Here is a 17,618-nt window from a genome sequence, read left to right as displayed (position 1 = left end):
TATTAAAATTAGATATTAGCGAAAATATTAGGTTTTCTATTTTTCATTGGATTCGTTTGTTCAATAGCGTATCCAACGTTAAGAATACGACCTTCTTTAAAGGCTGGACCAATGATTTGGAGGCCTACTGGTAAATTACCTTTAAAGCCACAAGGAACGGAAAGGGCAGGTAACCCTGTTAAGTTACTTGGGCCTGTAAAACGAATGATATTATCAATTAAATCAACTTTTTCACCGTTTAAATATGCAAAGTCATCACCAATAGCACTTGCCACTACAGGTAATGTAGGTGTAATAAGTACATCAACCTGATTAAAAATCTGTGTAAATTCTTGCTTTATTTGTCGTCGCACCTGTTGAGCCTGTAGGTAATCAACCGCAGATGGTAATTCACCTAGTTCAAATAACAGACGAATATCATCTCCGAAATCCTGTGGTCTTTTCTGTAAATCGGAATGATGGATTGCAGCTGCCTCCGAAAGGGAAGTAACGAGCTCTGCCCACTCTGCATATTGCAAGGAAGGAATTCGAACGATCTCAACCTTTGCTCCTTGATCCACTAAGCTTTGAATACTTGCCCGAACAGCCTTCTCTACATCGGAATCTACTCTGTTAAAGAAATATTCTTCGTTGATGCCGATGACTAAATCCTTCACATTACCCGAGATTTGCTGTACATAATTCTCTGTTGGAACGTCTGTACAAGTAGGGTCTCTATGGTCAAATCCAGAAATAATCCCAAGTAAGCCAGCTGAGTCTTTTACTGTCTTTGTCATTGGACCAATATGGTCTAAGCTCCAAGCAAGAGGGTAGCAGCCATATTTACTTACGCGCCCATGAGTAGGCTTTAAGCCGACAATTCCACAGGCTGATGAAGGGATTCGAATAGAGCCTGCAGTATCTGTACCTAATGATGCAACGCTTGCCCCTGCTGCAACTGCTGCGCCGGAGCCGCCACTAGAACCGCCAGGGATTTTATCCAAATCCCATGGATTGCGAACGGGTCCGTAATGAGGATTATTATTCGTGATGCCCCATGCGTACTCATGCATGCTTAATTTACCCGTGAAAATAACACCGGCATTACGAAGTTTTTCAACAACCGTCGCATCATAGTTTGAAATGAAGTCCTTATGAATCTTTGATGACATCGTAGTTATCTTATCTTTAAAGTACAAATTATCTTTTAATGCCATAGGAATCCCGTGATACATTCCTCGATACTGTCCATTCAAAATTTCTTTTTCTACCACTTGTGCTTGTGCTAGGGCTTCTTCACGATAAAAAGCCATATATGAATTAATTTTAGGCTGACTTTCTTCAGCAAAATCTAAAATTGCTTTCGTCAACTCGACAGGGGAGATTTTTTTAGTTTCAAGTAAAGATGCTAATTCTTCAACAGATTTTAAGTGTAAATCAGTTGTCAATGTGGTCACCTCCAGGGATGCTACGGATAGCGATATCAGCATCATCAATAGTGATGCCTTCTAAATTACCACGAAGGGATTGCATACCTTCCCAACGCGCTTTTAGAAGTTCAAGGTGTTCAGACTTTGGTGTAATTCCTTTGTTCTCCAATAATTGTTGAATTGACAAACTCATTAACAGGATCCTCCCTTGAAAATAGTTTTTATCTAAATAAGTTTCCCTATAAAGAACAAATCTTTTTATTATAAAGAATTATTGCCATAACGTGAGGGCGATTTCCGCTCCGATTGGGATCTTCCCTGGGGGAGTCCGATGAGGCTTGAGCTCCTTGGGTTTCATATGTGACGCTATGATCCCCAAGGAGTTGCTCAGCCTTCACCCCAATCAACTAATACATGGTATACGTTTTGCTTATGGGGTTGAATTAGTGTAGTACTGTAAAAATAACAAATTCCTATAAAAGTTAATAAAATACTATTAATTATAAGCATACACTATTTACAATTTATATCAATGAGTTGATTGAATATATTGTATATTGCGAAAAATATACTACTCTATCAAGTAATTAAGATTACTTTTAATAGAGCAATGTCAACGGTTGAAAAGGATTTCTAGTGCTAGAGCCACCTCTTTTTACATATTATTCACAGTACATTTACAATCCAAGCGTACAATAGACCCTAATAACCAATTTAAGAGGTGCGAGAATGGAGTCTGTTGTGAGACAAAGCATAAAAACAAGTAATTTATTTTCTTATTTAAAGTATTTATACGGGCAGCATCAAAACAATACTCTCTATATAAAACGTTTAAAAGCTTTGAAACAAATTATTCAGGACAAGAATTTACATACTTATTTTCAGCCTATCGTCGATTTACAGACGAGGCAAACGGTTGGCTTTGAGGTATTAAATCGTCCAGAGCCTTCCGTATTGTTTCATAGTGTCGATCAGTTTTATGAATTTATTGGGCAAACAGACTGTGTATTTTTATTTGAATGTTTTTGTCGTAATCTTTCACTGCAGCGTTTTAAAGAACGACTGCACGGAGAATGGGTGAATCGAGATTTTCTAGTATTCGTCAATATACATCCTAATGTTTTACTAGATAAGAGCTACCATAGTGGTGAAACCTTGGAGCTATTAAAGGAGCTTGGCATAAAACCACAGCAGGTAGTGTTTGAGCTCACTGAACGTAGTGCAGTGGTAGATTTTGCACAGTTTGAACGTGTATTATCACATTATCGATCACAGGGCTACCGAATTGCAGTGGATGATGTGGGTTCAGGCTATAATAGCTTGAAAACGCTTATTTACTTAAAGCCTGAGTTTATTAAGCTAGACCGTTCTTTAATACAATTTATTGATAAAAACAGCGAACAGCAGCAGCTCGTTACATTGCTGATGAGATACGCAGAGCAGGCTGAGACAAAAATTATTGCAGAGGGTATTGAACGCCAGGAAGAACTTGAGTATTTACATACTATTGGAATCCACTACGCACAAGGTTATGCGGTAGGGAAACCCGCAAAGGAAATACATTTGGGGAAAATAAGGATGGGTGACCATGAAGATAGGGGAAGTCATAGAAAATGTTCCTTGTATTGATGAATTTGTGAAAAATCAAGAGGTGGATTTACTTTTTATAAATAATCCGTCATTACGTAGTGTTGTCGTTGTCCGAGATGACAAACCAATTGGCCATATTACACGTACACATTTCTATCAAAAAATTGGTACAAGGTATGGCTATAATTTATTTATCGGACGACATAATCAGCTTATTATTAAAGAAAATCCTTTCATTGTAGATCGCAATATACCTATAACAGAGGTCAGTACATTAGCAATGTCTAGACCTTCAGAGGACCTATATGATGATGTGGTTGTAACAAGGAATGACTTATATTACGGCGTGGTAAGTATTCGGGAGCTACTGTTGAAGCTAGTAGACACACAAGTAGCTATTGCTAGTTTTTTAAATCCATTAAGTAGTCTTCCTGGCAATAAATTAATTGATGAAAAGCTAGAGGAAGCATTGCAGCTACCGCAATATAGTTTAATGTATTTTGATTTAGACCATTTTAAATCATACAATGACACGTACGGTTTTAATAAAGGGGACAAGATATTACTGTATTTAACCGATATTTTGAAAAGAAATATCGTGGGTACAGAAGATTTTTTAGGACATATTGGTGGAGATGATTTCGTTGCGATTCTTCCGCATTATGAGGTTGCCCCAATCTGTCAAAAAATTATTGATGAGTTTGATGCATTTATTTTAAGCTTTTATGATGTGGGGGATTTAACATACTTACAAGTACAAAATAGAGCTGGTGAATTAGAGCCTTTATCTTGTATCACGCTATCCATTGCGGTTATGACTAATCAATATCAGCAATTTGAATCTGTTGACCAATTGTCGGATGCGGTGACACGTGTAAAAAAGCAATGTAAAAAAATTACGGGAAGTTGTTATCTCATTCATGACAATGAAAAAGAAACCTACCTCGTTCATTAGGCGAAATAGGTCAGACTGTAGGCAAGCTTGCCCACAGTCTTTTTTTATAATGGTCGCTTTCCGCGAAGAAGATGTACATATTCAATAAGCATTTTTTATTAAATTTCGTTTTTAGGGCATAATCAAAAGAAATAAAATTCTTTCACATTAGAAAATTATTAATCTAAATAAAACATACTTGAATTATAGGGATTATAGGTATATAATTCGATTACATTATAATTAAACTTCTTAGGAGGCTTTTCATTGTCTACATTACAAATTATTCTTAACGTTGCCGTCTTACTCGTATTCGTTGGAATTTTATATTTTATGAATAAAAAGCACGTTAAGTTTTCAAATCGTGTTTTTACGGCTTTAGGCTTAGGTATTGTACTTGGTCTTGGACTCCATTTAATATATGGTATTGATTCTGATGTGTTAGCTAAAACATCAAATTGGTACAATATTATTGGTACTGGTTATGTTAAATTACTACAAATGGTTGCGATGCCATTAATTTTTATTTCTATCTTAATCGCCTTCACGAAAATGAAGGTTGGTAAAAACTTCGGGAGAATGGCAGCTCTGATTTTAGTTATTTTAATCGGTACAACTGCTGTATCAGCTGCTGTTGGTATTTTTTCAGCAACAGTGTTTCATTTAGATGCTTCACATATTATGCAAGGTGCTGTAGAGGCAGAGCGTGGGGCGTATTTAGAGGAAAAAACTTCTGGATTAACTGCGCCGGATTTACCAACTCAAATTATTGAGTTATTCCCAGCGAACCCATTTTTAGATTTAACAGGTGCTCGATCTACATCAACAATTGCTGTTGTAATTTTTTCAGCATTTTTAGGTTTTGCTTATTTACGTGTAGCACGTAAGGATGGAGACACTGCAGCTACTATTAAAAAGGGCTTGGATGCCATTTATGCATTAGTAATGGGCGTTGTAACAATTGTCTTACGTTTAACACCATATGGTATTTTAGCAATTATGGCACGTACAGTTGCGACATCTGATTTCGGGGCAATCTATAACCTAGGTAAGTTTGTTGTTGCATCTTATGTAGCGTTAATTATCGTGTTTATCGTACACTTATTAATTCTTACTTTAAGCGGGTTAAATCCATTTACGTACTTAAAGAAAACTGCGGAAACATTATTATTTGCCTTCACTTCACGTTCAAGTGCAGGTGCTTTACCAATGAATATTAAAACACAAACAGGTCGTCTTGGTGTACCTGAGGGTATTGCGAACTTCTCGGGTTCATTTGGTCTATCTATTGGTCAAAATGGCTGTGCTGGTGTTTATCCTGCAATGCTAGCGATTATGATTGCACCGACAGTTGGGATTAATCCACTTGATCCAGTATTTATCATTACTGTTATTGCAGTTGTAGCTGTCAGCTCATTTGGTGTAGCTGGTGTTGGTGGTGGTGCGACATTCGCAGCAATTCTAGTATTATCAGCACTTAATTTACCGATTGCACTTGCGGGTGTATTAATCTCAGTTGAGCCATTGATCGACATGGGCCGTACTGCACTTAATGTAAGTGGTTCAATGACTGCAGGTGTGACAACAGCACGTATTACAAAAGAATTGGACACTGAAATGTACAATAATAAAGAATTAGGTGCTCAAGTTTCAGATTTATAAAAAGACAGAGCTACTCTCATATAGGGTAGCTCTTTTTTACGGACATGAAAGTGGGCTGTTATGTAAGAAACAACCCACTTTAAAAATATGAAATTTTTATATTATTTTTACATAAAAATCTTTACCGTTTATAATCTCGGTCAGTTCAATGTTATGATTTGTTTTATAGTAATTATAAATACTACGCGCTAACCCAGAGTGTCCATTTAAATATGTTCCTTTTTTAATCTCTCTGCGTGGATTATGGAAATCAAAATACAAGCGAGAATCGTGGCACATTGCATCCAAAATTGCTTTAAACTCTTGTTCTTCAATATGAATCCCGCGTGTATATTTGCACTCTCTGCGGTACGTATCATGAGAAACATTCACCGGCGACGACTCAAGAACCATTTCGATTTTTTTACTCAAATGTTAGCAGCTCCTTTTTAGAAATTAGCACTAAAGGGTAGAAAAAAGACGTAACCTATTGCTAATACTTATCACCTAAAGTTAGGGATGATATTTTTTTATATAAGTTGATTGGAGTGAGACTGGGCGACTCCTGGAAAGCGCCCAGTCGGAATGGAGATCAACCACACGCTATTATGATGATCCATAAGTCTAGACTAATATAGTTCAAGTATATAATTATCGGAAAATTATAGCAATATTTTCCCTACCAATCTTGTTGCTGCATTTCTTCTGCTACTACTTGTAAATCATAAGCGGTAATCATCAAAAGTATATAGTCGTGTGTTTCCATATATTTTTCTGCTAGACGCTTCATATATTTCGGAGAGCCTTCATTTTCTTCATCATAAATAAGCAGCAGACCATCTGTATTTTGGATAATGAATTTGTCTCTTTCGATAAATTGCCACGGAGCCTCGTATGGTTTTTTCGTTACACTCGTTACGAAGTCTGCTTGAGCTATTAATGCTTGATATTTCTCTTTTTTATGTTCCTGCCAATTTTTTTCTTGCTCTAAAAAAGGAGTGATAACAGAATATTTTAAATGAGGAAATTCCTCTCTTAACATAAGTATAACCTCAGCAGTCCATGTTTCTACACCTTGCTGGCCACTAATAATTACCCATTCTAAACCTTCATCGATCAATATACGCAGACGGTTTTCGAGTGCTTTTTTTATAATGGCAATGCCGGGGTGCTTGTCATTAAAAATGCCCAATTCATGTGGTCTATAGCCAGTAATAATAATTCGCTGTAGCAAAAAAACGCCCCCTAAGCTGTATAGTATGTGTAGTCATAGTATACAGTAGGGGGCGAACGAAAACGAATTCCAAGATATTGTTATATAGTTGTTCCCAAGTAAAGTTGATTGTTATATTAAAAAGCAAATAGTGTTAAAACGGCAGCTACAGCAGTACAGATTCCTAAGAACCACCATGTATCTGTAAAGTCCTCTTTGGAGCCACTATTCATGTAAAGTACTTCCTTTCTGTTTTATTTTGATCTGTCCGTTCCAAGACCAATTCGTCCATACACGCAGTACAGATTCAAATGGTCCACGTTTAAATTTCTTGAAATAGGCAAGGCTGAAAACACATTGCAAGCTATACACGACGATTCCAAATAAAATACCGCCAAACACGCCTAACTTGCCGTATAAGCCTAGACCATATCCATAAAATACTGTTGTACAAATAATAGTTTGCATTAGATAATTAGTTAATGATAGTTTACCAACACTCTCAAAGGCAGGAGCGAGACGTTGTACTGGGCGAGTTTTATATATTAGAGCGGCAAGGCAGACATAGCCAACTGCTAATAATTCAGAGCCACCTATTAACAGCATACCGGAAAAACTGCTTTCTATAATAAAACTCAGACTCTTTAAAGCTAGCCCAATTGGAACAAGCAGAGCGCCGAGCTTATACCATTTCTTTTCATCTTCCATATTCACAAAAGCTTGCTTTTTAGCAAGCCCCATGCCGAAAAGGGTCAATGCAGAAGTATACATTGGTGCAAGGAACACTAATAAGACAAAGACTAATCCTGCATCATCCATACCCGGAGGTACATCATTTGCACGGAAATTAAAAATGTCTAAGTAGCTCCCGTTAGCGTATACATTGTCGGCTTTTTCTACATAGGTTGCTAACTCTTGCTGTTCTTTTTTCGTTTCTTCTGTGGAACCAAATGATAAGCTAGTAATAAGTACTAAGAAGATACCAGCCCAAATGAATAAAGTTTTCGGTTTACGATTAATAAATGGAATTAAAAACAATATCATCATCCCGTAGGAAAATAAAATATCGCCATCCCATAAAAATGTTTTATGTAGTAAACCTAAAGCAATTAGCCCTGTTGCGCGGCGTAAAATGGACCATCGACTCTTATCTTTTTTTCTACGAATAGACTCTATAAGCTTAATAAGAGAGAAGCCAAATAAAATGGTGAAGATCGGCATAAATGATCCCTCTATAAAGATTTTTACAAAATACCAGGCTCCATTATCGAGGATGGATAGATCTTTTGGTTCATCTTTACCATACATGCCAAACTGGAAAATCAATAAATTCGCCATTAAGATGCCGAATAAGCTAAAACCACGCATTGTATCAATAAAGGTAACACGGTTAGTTTTCATTGCGTTTTATCTCCTTAATTGGTTATCTTATACATATTGTAGTGGAGAAAGCTTATCGTGAACTGATGGCTACCTTAAAGTATTCTTAAAAGAAGGTGATAGCATGCAAGACGCGTCGATTTTAGTATTAGAGGACGAACGTGCAATTGCAGAAATGATTGAAATTATCTTGAGAAAAGAAGGATTTTTAAACATTACACTTTGCGACACTGTTCAAGAAGCAAAAAGAAAAATTGAAACGAAGGTTTTTGATTTCTATCTATTAGATATTATGCTCCCGGATGGTAGCGGACTTGATATGGCGAATATGATTCGAGAGCAAAGTGAAGCGCCAATATTCTTTTTAACGGCAAAAGGTAGTGATGCAGATAAGCTTCGTGGTTTTATGAACGGGGCAGACGATTATATTACGAAGCCATTTAATCCACTTGAGCTTGTTGCGAGGGTGAAGGTTCAGCTCACCAGATATATGAAGAAAAAAGATGCTCCAGGTAGTCATTTATTTTCATGTAGTCGATTTACATTCGATATCGATGCAGCAGAGGTGACTGTAAATGGTACAAAAGAAATTATTAGCGGTAGATTATTCTACTTATTGAAATACTTATGTGAAAATGCAGGGCAAGTATTATCGAAGGAGCAAATTTATGAGCGTGTATGGGGTGACTGTTTGTTTGATGATAATACTGTGATGGTTCATATTCGAAAACTACGAGAAAAAATAGAAAAGAATCCGGGTAAACCAACTTGTATTATTACTGTAAGGGGGATTGGTTATAAACTTGTTGGAGATGTTCATTCATGAAGCCAGCTAGAAGATTAACGCTTCGTTTTGTATCTTATTTCATCATTTTTTATTTACTAATTATTACTGGCTTTATTATAAGTTTGGTGTCTTTTGCATACTTTATTAATCATCATGTCGGTGACGATATTCATATAATGAGTGTTTCTGAAATTAAAGATGATGCTGTCGTAGAAAAAGGAAATTCCATTAAGATTGCTGATTACTTAGCGAAGCGAGCTGAGGAGAACTTGGGGCAATTATATTTGTTCAATCAATCGATGGACATTGTTGATTACACGGGAGACACATGTGAACTATGTAGTATGACAGATAACGAAATAATGACTCTTAAACGGCCAGGGATGCACACGTGGGAGATTCCTAAATACCATTTGTTATTCCTTCCGGCTTTACCTGTCCAACCGCTTTTTGAGGAAGTAGTTCGAGATTGGAAGGATAAAGGGGAGATTTCTTCAGAACTGCTCCAACGTTTGCAGGATAAGAAGGCATCTGTTGAAATCTATAATGAGCAGTGGGATCGTGTAGAAGTCATTGGTGAACGCCATAAGAAGCTCCATAAGCCTCAATTGTTGGAAGAGAATTACGATATTTTTGAGTATAAAGAGCTGTCGAGAAATACTTCTTTAGAGGATGGCTCGACACTAGTTGTACGTATGCCGAATCCAGCGTACAAACCATTTGACGAGCCTTTTAATAAAGCGATGGTGTTATTTGTTTCCGTCTTCTTTGGTGGGCATATTATATTGTTAATAGGGATCATCTTTTTATCGATTAGCATTTCTCGTCAATTTGTACGCCCACTCGTTTATGTATTATCTCGTATCGAGCGACTGACGCAGTTTGACTACAGTAAAGTAAGAGATAAAAATATCCATCATCGGAAGACAGGGAAGTTAAAAAGGAAATTTAAATTATTTCAGCCAGTCGATGAATCGATTAATAACTTATCAAAACGCCTCTCTTCCAACGAAAGGCAAATTAAGCATGCAGAGCGATTACGTGAGGAATGGATAACAGGCTTATCCCATGATTTAAAGACACCGTTAAGCTCTATTTATGGTTATTCAACAATGCTAGCTTCTGAGGATTATGAGTGGTCGAAGGAAGAAATGCGTGTCTTTGCAACTACGATGCAGGAGAAGGCAACGTACATGGATGCCCTTATAAAAGACTTAACCTATACGTACCAATTAAAAAATAGAGCGATCAAGCTTGAAAAAGTAATGATACCACTTAATGTGTGGTTACCTCAATTTGCAGATGAGCAAGTGTCTGTAAACGTTTATGGGGATGTTATGTTGGAAGCGGACGAGCTTTTATTAAAGCGCATTTTAGATAATCTCATAACGAACGCTAAAAAATATACGCCTGACGGTACAAAGGTAAATGTAGAAGCGCAAAATATAGGACGGGAGATTATGCTGACAATCGCCGACCAAGGTCCAGGAATTCCTCAAGAGGAGCTCGATAACCTCTTTGAGCGATATTATCGAGGGACAAATACTACGGATGATACAACGGGTACTGGCCTGGGATTGGCTATTACTAAGCAATTAATTGATTTACACAATAGTACTATTAGTGTCCAATCGGGAGCGGAAGGTACAGTGTTTGTCATAAAGTTTAAATGTAAATAGGCGTTTTTTGGCCTCGAACAATCAACACCGCGTTATGATAATGAGCTCGTTTTAGATTGATAAAGTAAAGAAAACACTGTTAATTTGGGCAGTACAAGTGATGAAACATTCACCTTGTACTGCCTTTTTGTGCTATTTGAGTATTGGTGTGTAATTTTTTAGGGGATTACCCCTATATGAACAGCTCTCTCTTATACCTATTATTAAGGTGTAAAAGTTGTATACGAAAGACAGCATGATAAGGAGGATGTACACATGAAGACTTCTTTTAAAGTAGTCATCGTTGGAGGAGGAACTGCTGGCATTTCTGTAGCTGCACGTTTACTTCGTCAATCTCATTCGCTTCAAGGGGAGATTGCCATCATAGATCCTGCAGAAAAACATTATTATCAACCACTCTGGACATTGGTGGGAGGTGGTGCAGCAAATAAATGGGACTCTGAACGTGAAATGAGGTCCGTTATTCCTAAAGGAGCTGTTTGGTTAAAAGAAGCTGTTAGTAGTTTTGATCCCAATCAAAACCAGGTGCTAACACAAAATGGTACAACATACACGTATGATTTTTTAGTAGTCGCCGGTGGGATAGAGATTAACTGGGGTGCTATTAAAGGGCTGAAGGAAGCACTTGGGACTAAAAGTGTATGCAGTAATTACTCTTTTAAGCATGTGGATTATACGTGGGAAACGATCCGTAATTTTAAAGAGGGAACAGCATTATTTACACATCCAAACACGCCAGTAAAATGTGGCGGTGCTCCACAGAAAATTATGCATTTAGCAGAGGACCATTTTAATAACGTCAATGTTCGTGACAATATTAACGTTATTTTTGGTTCGGCCAATCCAGCAATTTTCGATGTTTTAAAATACCGTGAAGCACTTGAAAAGGTAATTGAGCGGAAAAATATTGATGCTCGATTCCGTCGTAATTTGATTGAAATTAAGGCTGATGAAAAAATAGCTATCTTTGAAAATTTAGATACGGGCATATTAGAAGAAATAAAATACGACATGATTCATGTAACACCTTATATGTGTTCACCTGCATTTATTCGAACAAGTGCATTAGCAGACGAATGTGGCTGGGTAGATGTCGACAAATTTACTTTGCAACATAACAAGTATAGCAATGTGTTTGGGATAGGTGACAATGCCAATCTCCCAACCTCCAAAACGGGTGCAGCTATACGCAAGCAAGCGCCTGTTGTTGCACAAAATCTTATTGCATTAATGCGACAACAGCCAATGACACAAATGTATAATGGTTACTCTTCTTGCCCGATTGTAACAGGCTACAACAAACTGATACTAGCTGAGTTTGATTACAATAAAGAGCCTGTCGAATCTATGCCTTTTAACCAGGCAGTGGAAAGATCCAGTATGTATTTCATGAAAAAGGATTTACTGCCTATCATGTACTGGGATGGCATGTTGAAAGGCACAATGTAATTACAAATGAAGGGAGGCGACAAGCATGGCTAATGCAACGGTAAGTATGAGCGAAGAATTATATCGAATAATCGAAACGCTTGAGAAACCAGAAGTTCGACACTCTTTACAGCGATTGTTGGATAAATTACCGAATGTAGAGCAAACGATAGATTCAGCTGAAAATGTTGTGGATTTTGGAAAAGCGGTATTGACGGATGAAAAGACAATAGATCGATACGAACAATTTGTCACTACTTATAATGTAGGCTCAGAAACGATAACAGCTATTGTACAGCTTATAGAGAAATTGCCAAAGCTTGTTCAAATCATTCATCAGTTAGAAAACATCGTTGATTTTGGAAAAGCAGTACTTCAGGATAAACAAACGACAGAATATACAATGAATAATTTAAAGAGCTATATCGATCCGTATGTTGAAAAAGGAAAGACAGGTTTGGATTTCTTAAAAATGGTACAGCAAAGAGCAGAAGAAAAGCCTCAGCATATTAATGTTTTTTCAATTGTTAAATGGCTGAAAGATCCTGCTGTTCAAAAAACACTGAATTATGTCCAATCGGCATTAGATATTTTAAAAGAAAAAAACTAAGTATAAAGGGGAGTTTTACACATGTTATTACGATATTTTTACGATGAAAAATTAGCGCACGCTTCTTATGTTGTGGGATGTCAGGCGAAAGGTGAAATGATCATTGTTGACCCGATGCGTAATATTGAACCCTATCTTGCATTAGCAGAAAAAGAGAAGATGCAACTTGTTGGCGCATTAGAAACGCATATCCATGCTGATTTTGTAGCGGGGTCTCGTGAGTTAGCAGACCGTGTTGGAACAAAGATGTATATTTCCGATGAAGGGGATGCTGATTGGAAATATCAAAACCTGGAAGGTATTCCTCATCAATTATTAAAAGATGGTGATGAATTTAGTATAGGTAATCTTATCTTTAAAGTTATGCACACACCTGGGCATACGCCTGAAAGTATCTCCTTCTTATTAACGGATCGTGGCGGCGTAGCAAATAAACCAATGGGGATTTTTACGGGGGACTTTGTCTTTGTAGGTGATATTGGACGCCCTGATTTACTAGAAAAAGCTGCTGGGATTCAGGGTACATCATTATCGGGCGCCAAAGCAATGTTTAAATCATTAGAACGCTTTAAGGCTTTACCAGATTACATGCAGCTTTGGCCGGCTCATGGAGCAGGTAGTGCTTGCGGTAAAGCATTAGGAGCTGTGCCGTCTTCAACAGTTGGGTATGAGAAACAATTCAACTGGGCTATGCAATTTGATGATGAGCAAAAATTTATTGACGCGTTACTAGATGGGCAACCGGAACCTCCTTATTATTTTGCTGTTATGAAGCGTGTCAATAAAGTAGGGATAGAGCTTCTTAAGAATCTATCACCAGTGAAGGTCGTGTCAAGCTATGAAGAGGTTGCTCAACTTCTTGCGGATGGAAAGCAAGTTATTGATACACGTCCAGCGGAAGACTTTTCACAAGGATTTATCGCAGGTACACTAAACATTCCTTACAATAATTCATTAACAAATTGGGCTGGTTGGCTAGTAGATTATACAAAACCATTATATTTACTAATTAATCCTTCACAACTGGATGATATTTTAATAGCTTTACGTTCTATTGGTATCGACAATGTTGTTGGTTATGGGGATGTGACGAAAGTTTTGGAAGAGGCTAATGCTCTAGAAAGTTATGAAAATATAACGCCTTTAGAAGCGCAACCATTAATTGAAAATGAAAAAGTTCATGTGCTGGATGTGCGCAATCAAACAGAATATGATGCGGGGCATATTGAAAACGCTCAGCATATTATGGTTGGTACATTATCTAAACGTTTAGATGAATTGCAAACAGATAAAAAAATTGTTGTACAATGCCAAGGCGGCGCTCGTTCTGCAATTGCTGTAAGTGTACTGAAAGCAAATGGCATTCATAACATTGTAAATTTAACGGGCGGCTACATGGCCTGGCAACAAGAGGTAATGGCTAAAAAAGAAAGTTTTATTTAAAGGGGTTGTTCTAAAAGAAAAATAGCATACTAGTAATACTAGTCTGCTATTTTTCTTTGCTTAGTACTTTGGAAGATGAGAAGTAGCAATCGTTATGTTTAATAAAAATGGATTATGAGACTCGTCTGTAAAAGTTAAACGAATTTAGACAACCTTTTTCTCGTTAAAAGGGGTTAAAAAATGATTATTGTAAGTTTGAGTATATTCCTTCTTATTATTGGTAGAATTATTTATAAACGCCATGTCCCAGTGCGTCAAATACAGGAGTGTTTACCGCAAGAGTTAAATGTGGGAATGGTGATAGTGGATGTACGTGATTACAATGATTCTTACAAATCACTTACACCAAATGCATTAAATTTACCAATTGCTTATTTAGTACGTCATATACATGAACTACCAAAAAAGCCCCTTCATATTATTGCATCAACACAGTTAGAAAAAAATATGAGTGTTCGTATCATTCGGAAAGCGGGGCATGAAGTTAAGAGTTATAGCTTGATAGAAGAAAAAGTATAGAGCAAAGTATGTTGGTTGGTAACAAGGAAACTTAAAGGAATGCATTGATTCTTGTTGTACTTTCAATTTTAAGTCTGGAGTGTGTTTAACTTGGAGAAAGAACAGCTATATTTACAGCAAATATTTCAATATATTCAAGATGGAATTATGATTATGAATCACAAACGTGAGATTTTAATGATGAATCCCTCGGCGGAGCGGTTAACAGGATGGAAATTAGGAGATCGAGTGCCCTTTTGTTCATTTTGTGAAAACCGTCAAAAGTCTCCAAGCGAACATACATGTTATTTAATAGAGCATAATGAGATTCCCTATTTTTTATCGAAAATGCCGACGTATCATGGTAGTAAGATAGATGTTGAAATGAGCACGGCATTGATGTATACAGACGGTAAAACAAACGAGCAAGAGTTTCTGCTAGTATTGCGAGATCAGACCCTTCAGTTAAAGGAAGAAGAGGCCCGGATTTCAAAGCTTATTATTAAAAAGCTGATTGAGGCAAAAGAGGAAGAACATAAAAGGCTAGCGCAGGAATTACATGATGGCGTTGGTCAATCATTATATACAGTATCTGTTGCACTACAAGCGATTGAATCTTATGTCAAAAACAATGAAAAGCTAAATACGTATATTGAAGAAGTACGCAATGAGCTAGAGCAAGTAATGAATGATATTAAACTGTACTCTTATCAACTTCGCCCTCATAGCATTGATCAGTTAGGGATTACACCTACATTAGGCACTCTTGTCGATTCAGTGCAAAAGGTACATCCTGATATTACTATATCGTTAGAAACAGATTTTGAAGAACGTTGTCATCCATCTGTGGAAATCAATATTTATCGCGTCGTACAGGAGGCTTTACACAATATTACTAAATATGCCAAAGCAACAAAAGTCGTCATTCGGCTCGAAAAGAAAGCTACAAATTTAACGCTCAATATAGAAGATGATGGCGTAGGATTTAATCTACAGCAAGTGAAGAAAGAAGGGCTTGGCTTAAAGCATATGGAGGAGCGAATTACATTATTAGGCGGATTTTTTAATATTACTTCAGCTCACAATAAAGGTACACAAATTAGCATCCAAGTACCTAATTGGAAGGATGACTTTAGATGATTCGTGTTTTAGTAGTAGATGATCATGTGCTAATCCGTAAAGGAATTGTTCTTTTATTGGAAAATTATATGGATATAGAGGTTGTAGGTGAAGCGGGTGATGGAGCGGAGGCGATCACTCAGGCAATATCATTAAACCCGGATGTCATTTTGATGGACGTATCCATTCCGAATGGGTTAGATGGATTTACGGCTACTCAAGAAATTCATAAGCAAATGCCTAACGTCAAAATTATTATGTTAACAATGCACAATGAAGTTGCTTATATTCAAAAAGCGATTGCTGTTGAAGCCCATGGCTATATTTTAAAAAATAGTCAAGGTGGAATTCTCTATGAGGCTATCCATGCTGTATATAGTGGTCGCATATATTACAACGTTGGTATTCCACAGGAGCAGATGGATAAATTATTTGAACATAAAGGGCATGAAGATCAATGCATTTTAACTGTGCGTGAGCAGGAGATAATGAGGTTAACAGTTTTAGGGTATACGAATATCCAAATTGCTGGGCAGCTATATATTAGTAGTAAAACGGTTGAAAATCATAAATCAAATATTATGCAAAAGCTCGATTTAAGTAATAAAGCTGAGCTTATTCAGTATGGGCTTGCAAATAACTATATGTAACAACGTGTCGTTGTTAGAAGCTGTGTGCTATGTCCAATGGAAAAATAATATGTCAAAAGCATTAAACTGGTTACAAAAGATCGCTCGGACGTGAGTGGTCTTTTTTTTATCTCCGTTCAGTAAATGTCCAAACATCTGCTGGAATAGAGAAACTCAGTCTAAGAACGCCACGTACTGTGGCAATACCGAAATGACCGACATCGTGTCAGCCCTCATGTTGCCGCTATGCTTTCGCGCAAAAAACATCTGCCGCTGCCGCTGCGCTTTTGCGCAAAAAACATCTGCAAGCATAGCACAAAACTGACTCTGGAAGTAATTATGCCAATTGATTCTATCCAAAATAATTTGCAATATTGTCACAGTGAGTAAAGCTAATAGTGGAAAACCCCTATATGTCTGAAATTACAGCAGGACTATACTGAAAGCACATAAATAAAAGGAGATGCAAGCACAGTGGATATAACATTTATAATTGTCATTTTCTTGATTGGATTCGTTGGATCTTTTGTGTCCGGTATGTTGGGAATAGGCGGTTCAATCATTAAATACCCAATGCTACTCTATATACCGCCACTTTTTGGCTTAGTCGCATTTTCAGCACATGAAGTTTCAGGCATCAGTGCGGTACAAGTGTTTTTTGCGTCGATAGCAGGTGTTTGGGCATATCGAAAGGGTGGCTATCTTAATAAGCCTCTCATTATTTATATGGGTGGAGCAATTTTAGCTGGTAGCTTTGTTGGGAGCTACGGATCACAGTTTTTATCTGAAAACAGTGTGAATATCGTATACGGCGTTTTAGCATTGATTGGAGCTGTGATGATGTTTGTTCCTAAGAAACAAATCGATGATATGCCGATGAATGAAGTAACTTTCAACAAGCCACTAGCGGCAATTTTAGCATTTATTGTTGGGATTGGTTCAGGGATTGTTGGTGCTGCAGGTGGTTTCTTGCTTGTTCCGATAATGCTTGTAGTGCTCGGTATTCCAACGCGTATGACGATTGCAACTAGCCTAGCTATTACGTTTATCTCATCGATCGGAGGAACAGTCGGGAAGTTAATGACAGGGCAAGTCGATTACTATTCTGCAGTCATCATGATAGTGGCAAGTTTACTGGCGGCTCCACTTGGCGCAAAAATAGGTAAAAAGATGAATACGAAAATTTTGCAAAGTATTTTAGCTATACTCATCTTAGCGACAGCAATTAAAATTTGGGTTGATTTACTATGATGAAAAA

The 17,618-nt window shown here is 37.2% G+C and carries 17 protein-coding genes; 12 read left to right on the top strand and 5 right to left on the bottom strand.

All coding sequences use genetic code 11. From position 1 onward, the window contains the following. Positions 1 to 8: 8 nt before the first annotated feature. Positions 9 to 1,427 (bottom strand): amidase, encoded by a 1,419-nt coding sequence (locus C7Y47_RS21375; protein WP_142510595.1) that lies wholly within the window; start codon positions 1,425 to 1,427, stop codon positions 9 to 11. Continuing rightward, on the bottom strand, positions 1,417 to 1,602 hold the full coding sequence (locus tag C7Y47_RS21370; protein ID WP_142510594.1) for a hypothetical protein: 186 nt from the start codon (positions 1,600 to 1,602) through the stop codon (positions 1,417 to 1,419). Before C7Y47_RS21370 ends, C7Y47_RS21375 begins: the two co-directional genes overlap by 11 nt. 536 nt (positions 1,603 to 2,138) lie before the next feature. On the opposite strand from C7Y47_RS21370, the gene C7Y47_RS21365 reads away from it, so the two are divergent. From C7Y47_RS21365 to C7Y47_RS21355, 3 genes are all read left to right on the top strand, one after another. Then, positions 2,139 to 3,038, top strand: a complete 900-nt coding sequence (locus C7Y47_RS21365; RefSeq protein WP_142510593.1) for an EAL domain-containing protein — start codon at positions 2,139 to 2,141, stop codon at positions 3,036 to 3,038. Then, a complete protein-coding gene (locus C7Y47_RS21360) occupies positions 2,998 to 3,954 on the top strand; it encodes a GGDEF domain-containing protein (RefSeq protein ID WP_142510592.1) in 957 nt (318 codons plus the stop codon). Before C7Y47_RS21365 ends, C7Y47_RS21360 begins: the two co-directional genes overlap by 41 nt. A 312-nt stretch (positions 3,955 to 4,266) precedes the next feature. After that, complete coding sequence (locus tag C7Y47_RS21355) at positions 4,267 to 5,595, top strand: L-cystine transporter (protein ID WP_305067666.1); 1,329 nt, start codon at positions 4,267 to 4,269, stop codon at positions 5,593 to 5,595. Between the two features lie 96 nt (positions 5,596 to 5,691). Here C7Y47_RS21355 and C7Y47_RS21350 read toward each other — a convergent pair whose 3' ends face one another. The 3 genes from C7Y47_RS21350 to C7Y47_RS21340 form a co-directional block, all read right to left on the bottom strand. Continuing rightward, positions 5,692 to 6,006 carry a hypothetical protein gene (locus tag C7Y47_RS21350; RefSeq protein ID WP_142510590.1) on the bottom strand — a complete coding sequence of 105 codons (315 nt, stop codon included), beginning with the start codon at positions 6,004 to 6,006 and terminating at the stop codon, positions 5,692 to 5,694. 247 nt (positions 6,007 to 6,253) lie between these two features. Further along, a complete protein-coding gene (locus tag C7Y47_RS21345) occupies positions 6,254 to 6,808 on the bottom strand; it encodes an SLOG family protein (RefSeq protein ID WP_142510589.1) in 555 nt (184 codons plus the stop codon). A 204-nt stretch (positions 6,809 to 7,012) separates the two neighbouring features. After that, entirely contained in the window at positions 7,013 to 8,188 is a 1,176-nt protein-coding gene (locus C7Y47_RS21340; protein ID WP_142510588.1) for a DUF418 domain-containing protein, read from the bottom strand. Between the two features lie 103 nt (positions 8,189 to 8,291). Here C7Y47_RS21340 and C7Y47_RS21335 point away from each other — a divergent pair, with 103 nt between their 5' ends. From C7Y47_RS21335 to C7Y47_RS21295, 9 genes are all read left to right on the top strand, one after another. Continuing rightward, the gene (locus tag C7Y47_RS21335) at positions 8,292 to 8,993 is read left to right on the top strand and encodes a response regulator transcription factor (RefSeq protein ID WP_142510587.1); all 702 of its coding nucleotides are present in this window, start codon (positions 8,292 to 8,294) and stop codon (positions 8,991 to 8,993) included. Beyond that, positions 8,990 to 10,633, top strand: coding sequence for a sensor histidine kinase (locus C7Y47_RS21330; RefSeq protein WP_142510586.1), 1,644 nt, complete (start codon positions 8,990 to 8,992; stop codon positions 10,631 to 10,633). The genes C7Y47_RS21335 and C7Y47_RS21330 overlap by 4 nt, the downstream gene beginning before the upstream one ends. A 255-nt stretch (positions 10,634 to 10,888) precedes the next feature. After that, positions 10,889 to 12,082, top strand: a complete 1,194-nt coding sequence (locus C7Y47_RS21325; RefSeq protein ID WP_142510585.1) for an NAD(P)/FAD-dependent oxidoreductase — start codon at positions 10,889 to 10,891, stop codon at positions 12,080 to 12,082. A 25-nt stretch (positions 12,083 to 12,107) separates the two neighbouring features. Continuing rightward, positions 12,108 to 12,671, top strand: a complete 564-nt coding sequence (locus tag C7Y47_RS21320) for a hypothetical protein (protein ID WP_142510584.1) — start codon at positions 12,108 to 12,110, stop codon at positions 12,669 to 12,671. 21 nt (positions 12,672 to 12,692) lie between these two features. Continuing rightward, complete coding sequence (locus C7Y47_RS21315; RefSeq protein WP_142510583.1) at positions 12,693 to 14,114, top strand: MBL fold metallo-hydrolase; 1,422 nt, start codon at positions 12,693 to 12,695, stop codon at positions 14,112 to 14,114. Between the two features lie 180 nt (positions 14,115 to 14,294). Further along, entirely contained in the window at positions 14,295 to 14,633 is a 339-nt protein-coding gene (locus C7Y47_RS21310) for a rhodanese (RefSeq protein WP_142510582.1), read from the top strand. Between the two features lie 81 nt (positions 14,634 to 14,714). After that, positions 14,715 to 15,752: a PAS domain-containing sensor histidine kinase gene (locus C7Y47_RS21305; protein ID WP_436970131.1), complete on the top strand. Its 1,038-nt coding sequence runs from the start codon at positions 14,715 to 14,717 to the stop codon at positions 15,750 to 15,752. After that, positions 15,749 to 16,381 carry a response regulator gene (locus C7Y47_RS21300; RefSeq protein ID WP_142510581.1) on the top strand — a complete coding sequence of 211 codons (633 nt, stop codon included), beginning with the start codon at positions 15,749 to 15,751 and terminating at the stop codon, positions 16,379 to 16,381. The genes C7Y47_RS21305 and C7Y47_RS21300 overlap by 4 nt, the downstream gene beginning before the upstream one ends. Positions 16,382 to 16,834: 453 nt before the next feature. Continuing rightward, entirely contained in the window at positions 16,835 to 17,611 is a 777-nt protein-coding gene (locus C7Y47_RS21295) for a sulfite exporter TauE/SafE family protein (protein WP_142510580.1), read from the top strand. The last annotated feature ends 7 nt before the right edge of the window (positions 17,612 to 17,618 follow it).

The organism is Lysinibacillus sphaericus (genome assembly GCF_006864135.1).
Classification (GTDB): Bacteria; Bacillota; Bacilli; order Bacillales_A; family Planococcaceae; genus Lysinibacillus.
The sequence above is the reverse complement of the archived record's forward strand: the minus strand, read 5'-3'. Positions and strand labels throughout refer to the sequence as shown.

Excerpts from the sequence above, each read along its gene's own strand:
- C7Y47_RS21360 (WP_142510592.1), top strand. The coding sequence starts at position 2,998 with ATGAAGATAGGGGAAGTCATAGAAAATGTTCCTTGTATTGATGAATTT.
- C7Y47_RS21325 (WP_142510585.1), top strand. The coding sequence starts at position 10,889 with ATGAAGACTTCTTTTAAAGTAGTCATCGTTGGAGGAGGAACTGCTGGC.
- C7Y47_RS21365 (WP_142510593.1), top strand. The coding sequence starts at position 2,139 with ATGGAGTCTGTTGTGAGACAAAGCATAAAAACAAGTAATTTATTTTCT.
- C7Y47_RS21335 (WP_142510587.1), top strand. The coding sequence starts at position 8,292 with ATGCAAGACGCGTCGATTTTAGTATTAGAGGACGAACGTGCAATTGCA.
- C7Y47_RS21310 (WP_142510582.1), top strand. The coding sequence starts at position 14,295 with ATGATTATTGTAAGTTTGAGTATATTCCTTCTTATTATTGGTAGAATT.
- C7Y47_RS21315 (WP_142510583.1), top strand. The coding sequence starts at position 12,693 with ATGTTATTACGATATTTTTACGATGAAAAATTAGCGCACGCTTCTTAT.
- C7Y47_RS21300 (WP_142510581.1), top strand. The coding sequence starts at position 15,749 with ATGATTCGTGTTTTAGTAGTAGATGATCATGTGCTAATCCGTAAAGGA.
- C7Y47_RS21370 (WP_142510594.1), bottom strand. The coding sequence starts at position 1,602 with ATGAGTTTGTCAATTCAACAATTATTGGAGAACAAAGGAATTACACCA.
- C7Y47_RS21330 (WP_142510586.1), top strand. The coding sequence starts at position 8,990 with ATGAAGCCAGCTAGAAGATTAACGCTTCGTTTTGTATCTTATTTCATC.
- C7Y47_RS21355 (WP_305067666.1), top strand. The coding sequence starts at position 4,267 with ATGAATAAAAAGCACGTTAAGTTTTCAAATCGTGTTTTTACGGCTTTA.
- C7Y47_RS21340 (WP_142510588.1), bottom strand. The coding sequence starts at position 8,188 with ATGAAAACTAACCGTGTTACCTTTATTGATACAATGCGTGGTTTTAGC.
- C7Y47_RS21320 (WP_142510584.1), top strand. The coding sequence starts at position 12,108 with ATGGCTAATGCAACGGTAAGTATGAGCGAAGAATTATATCGAATAATC.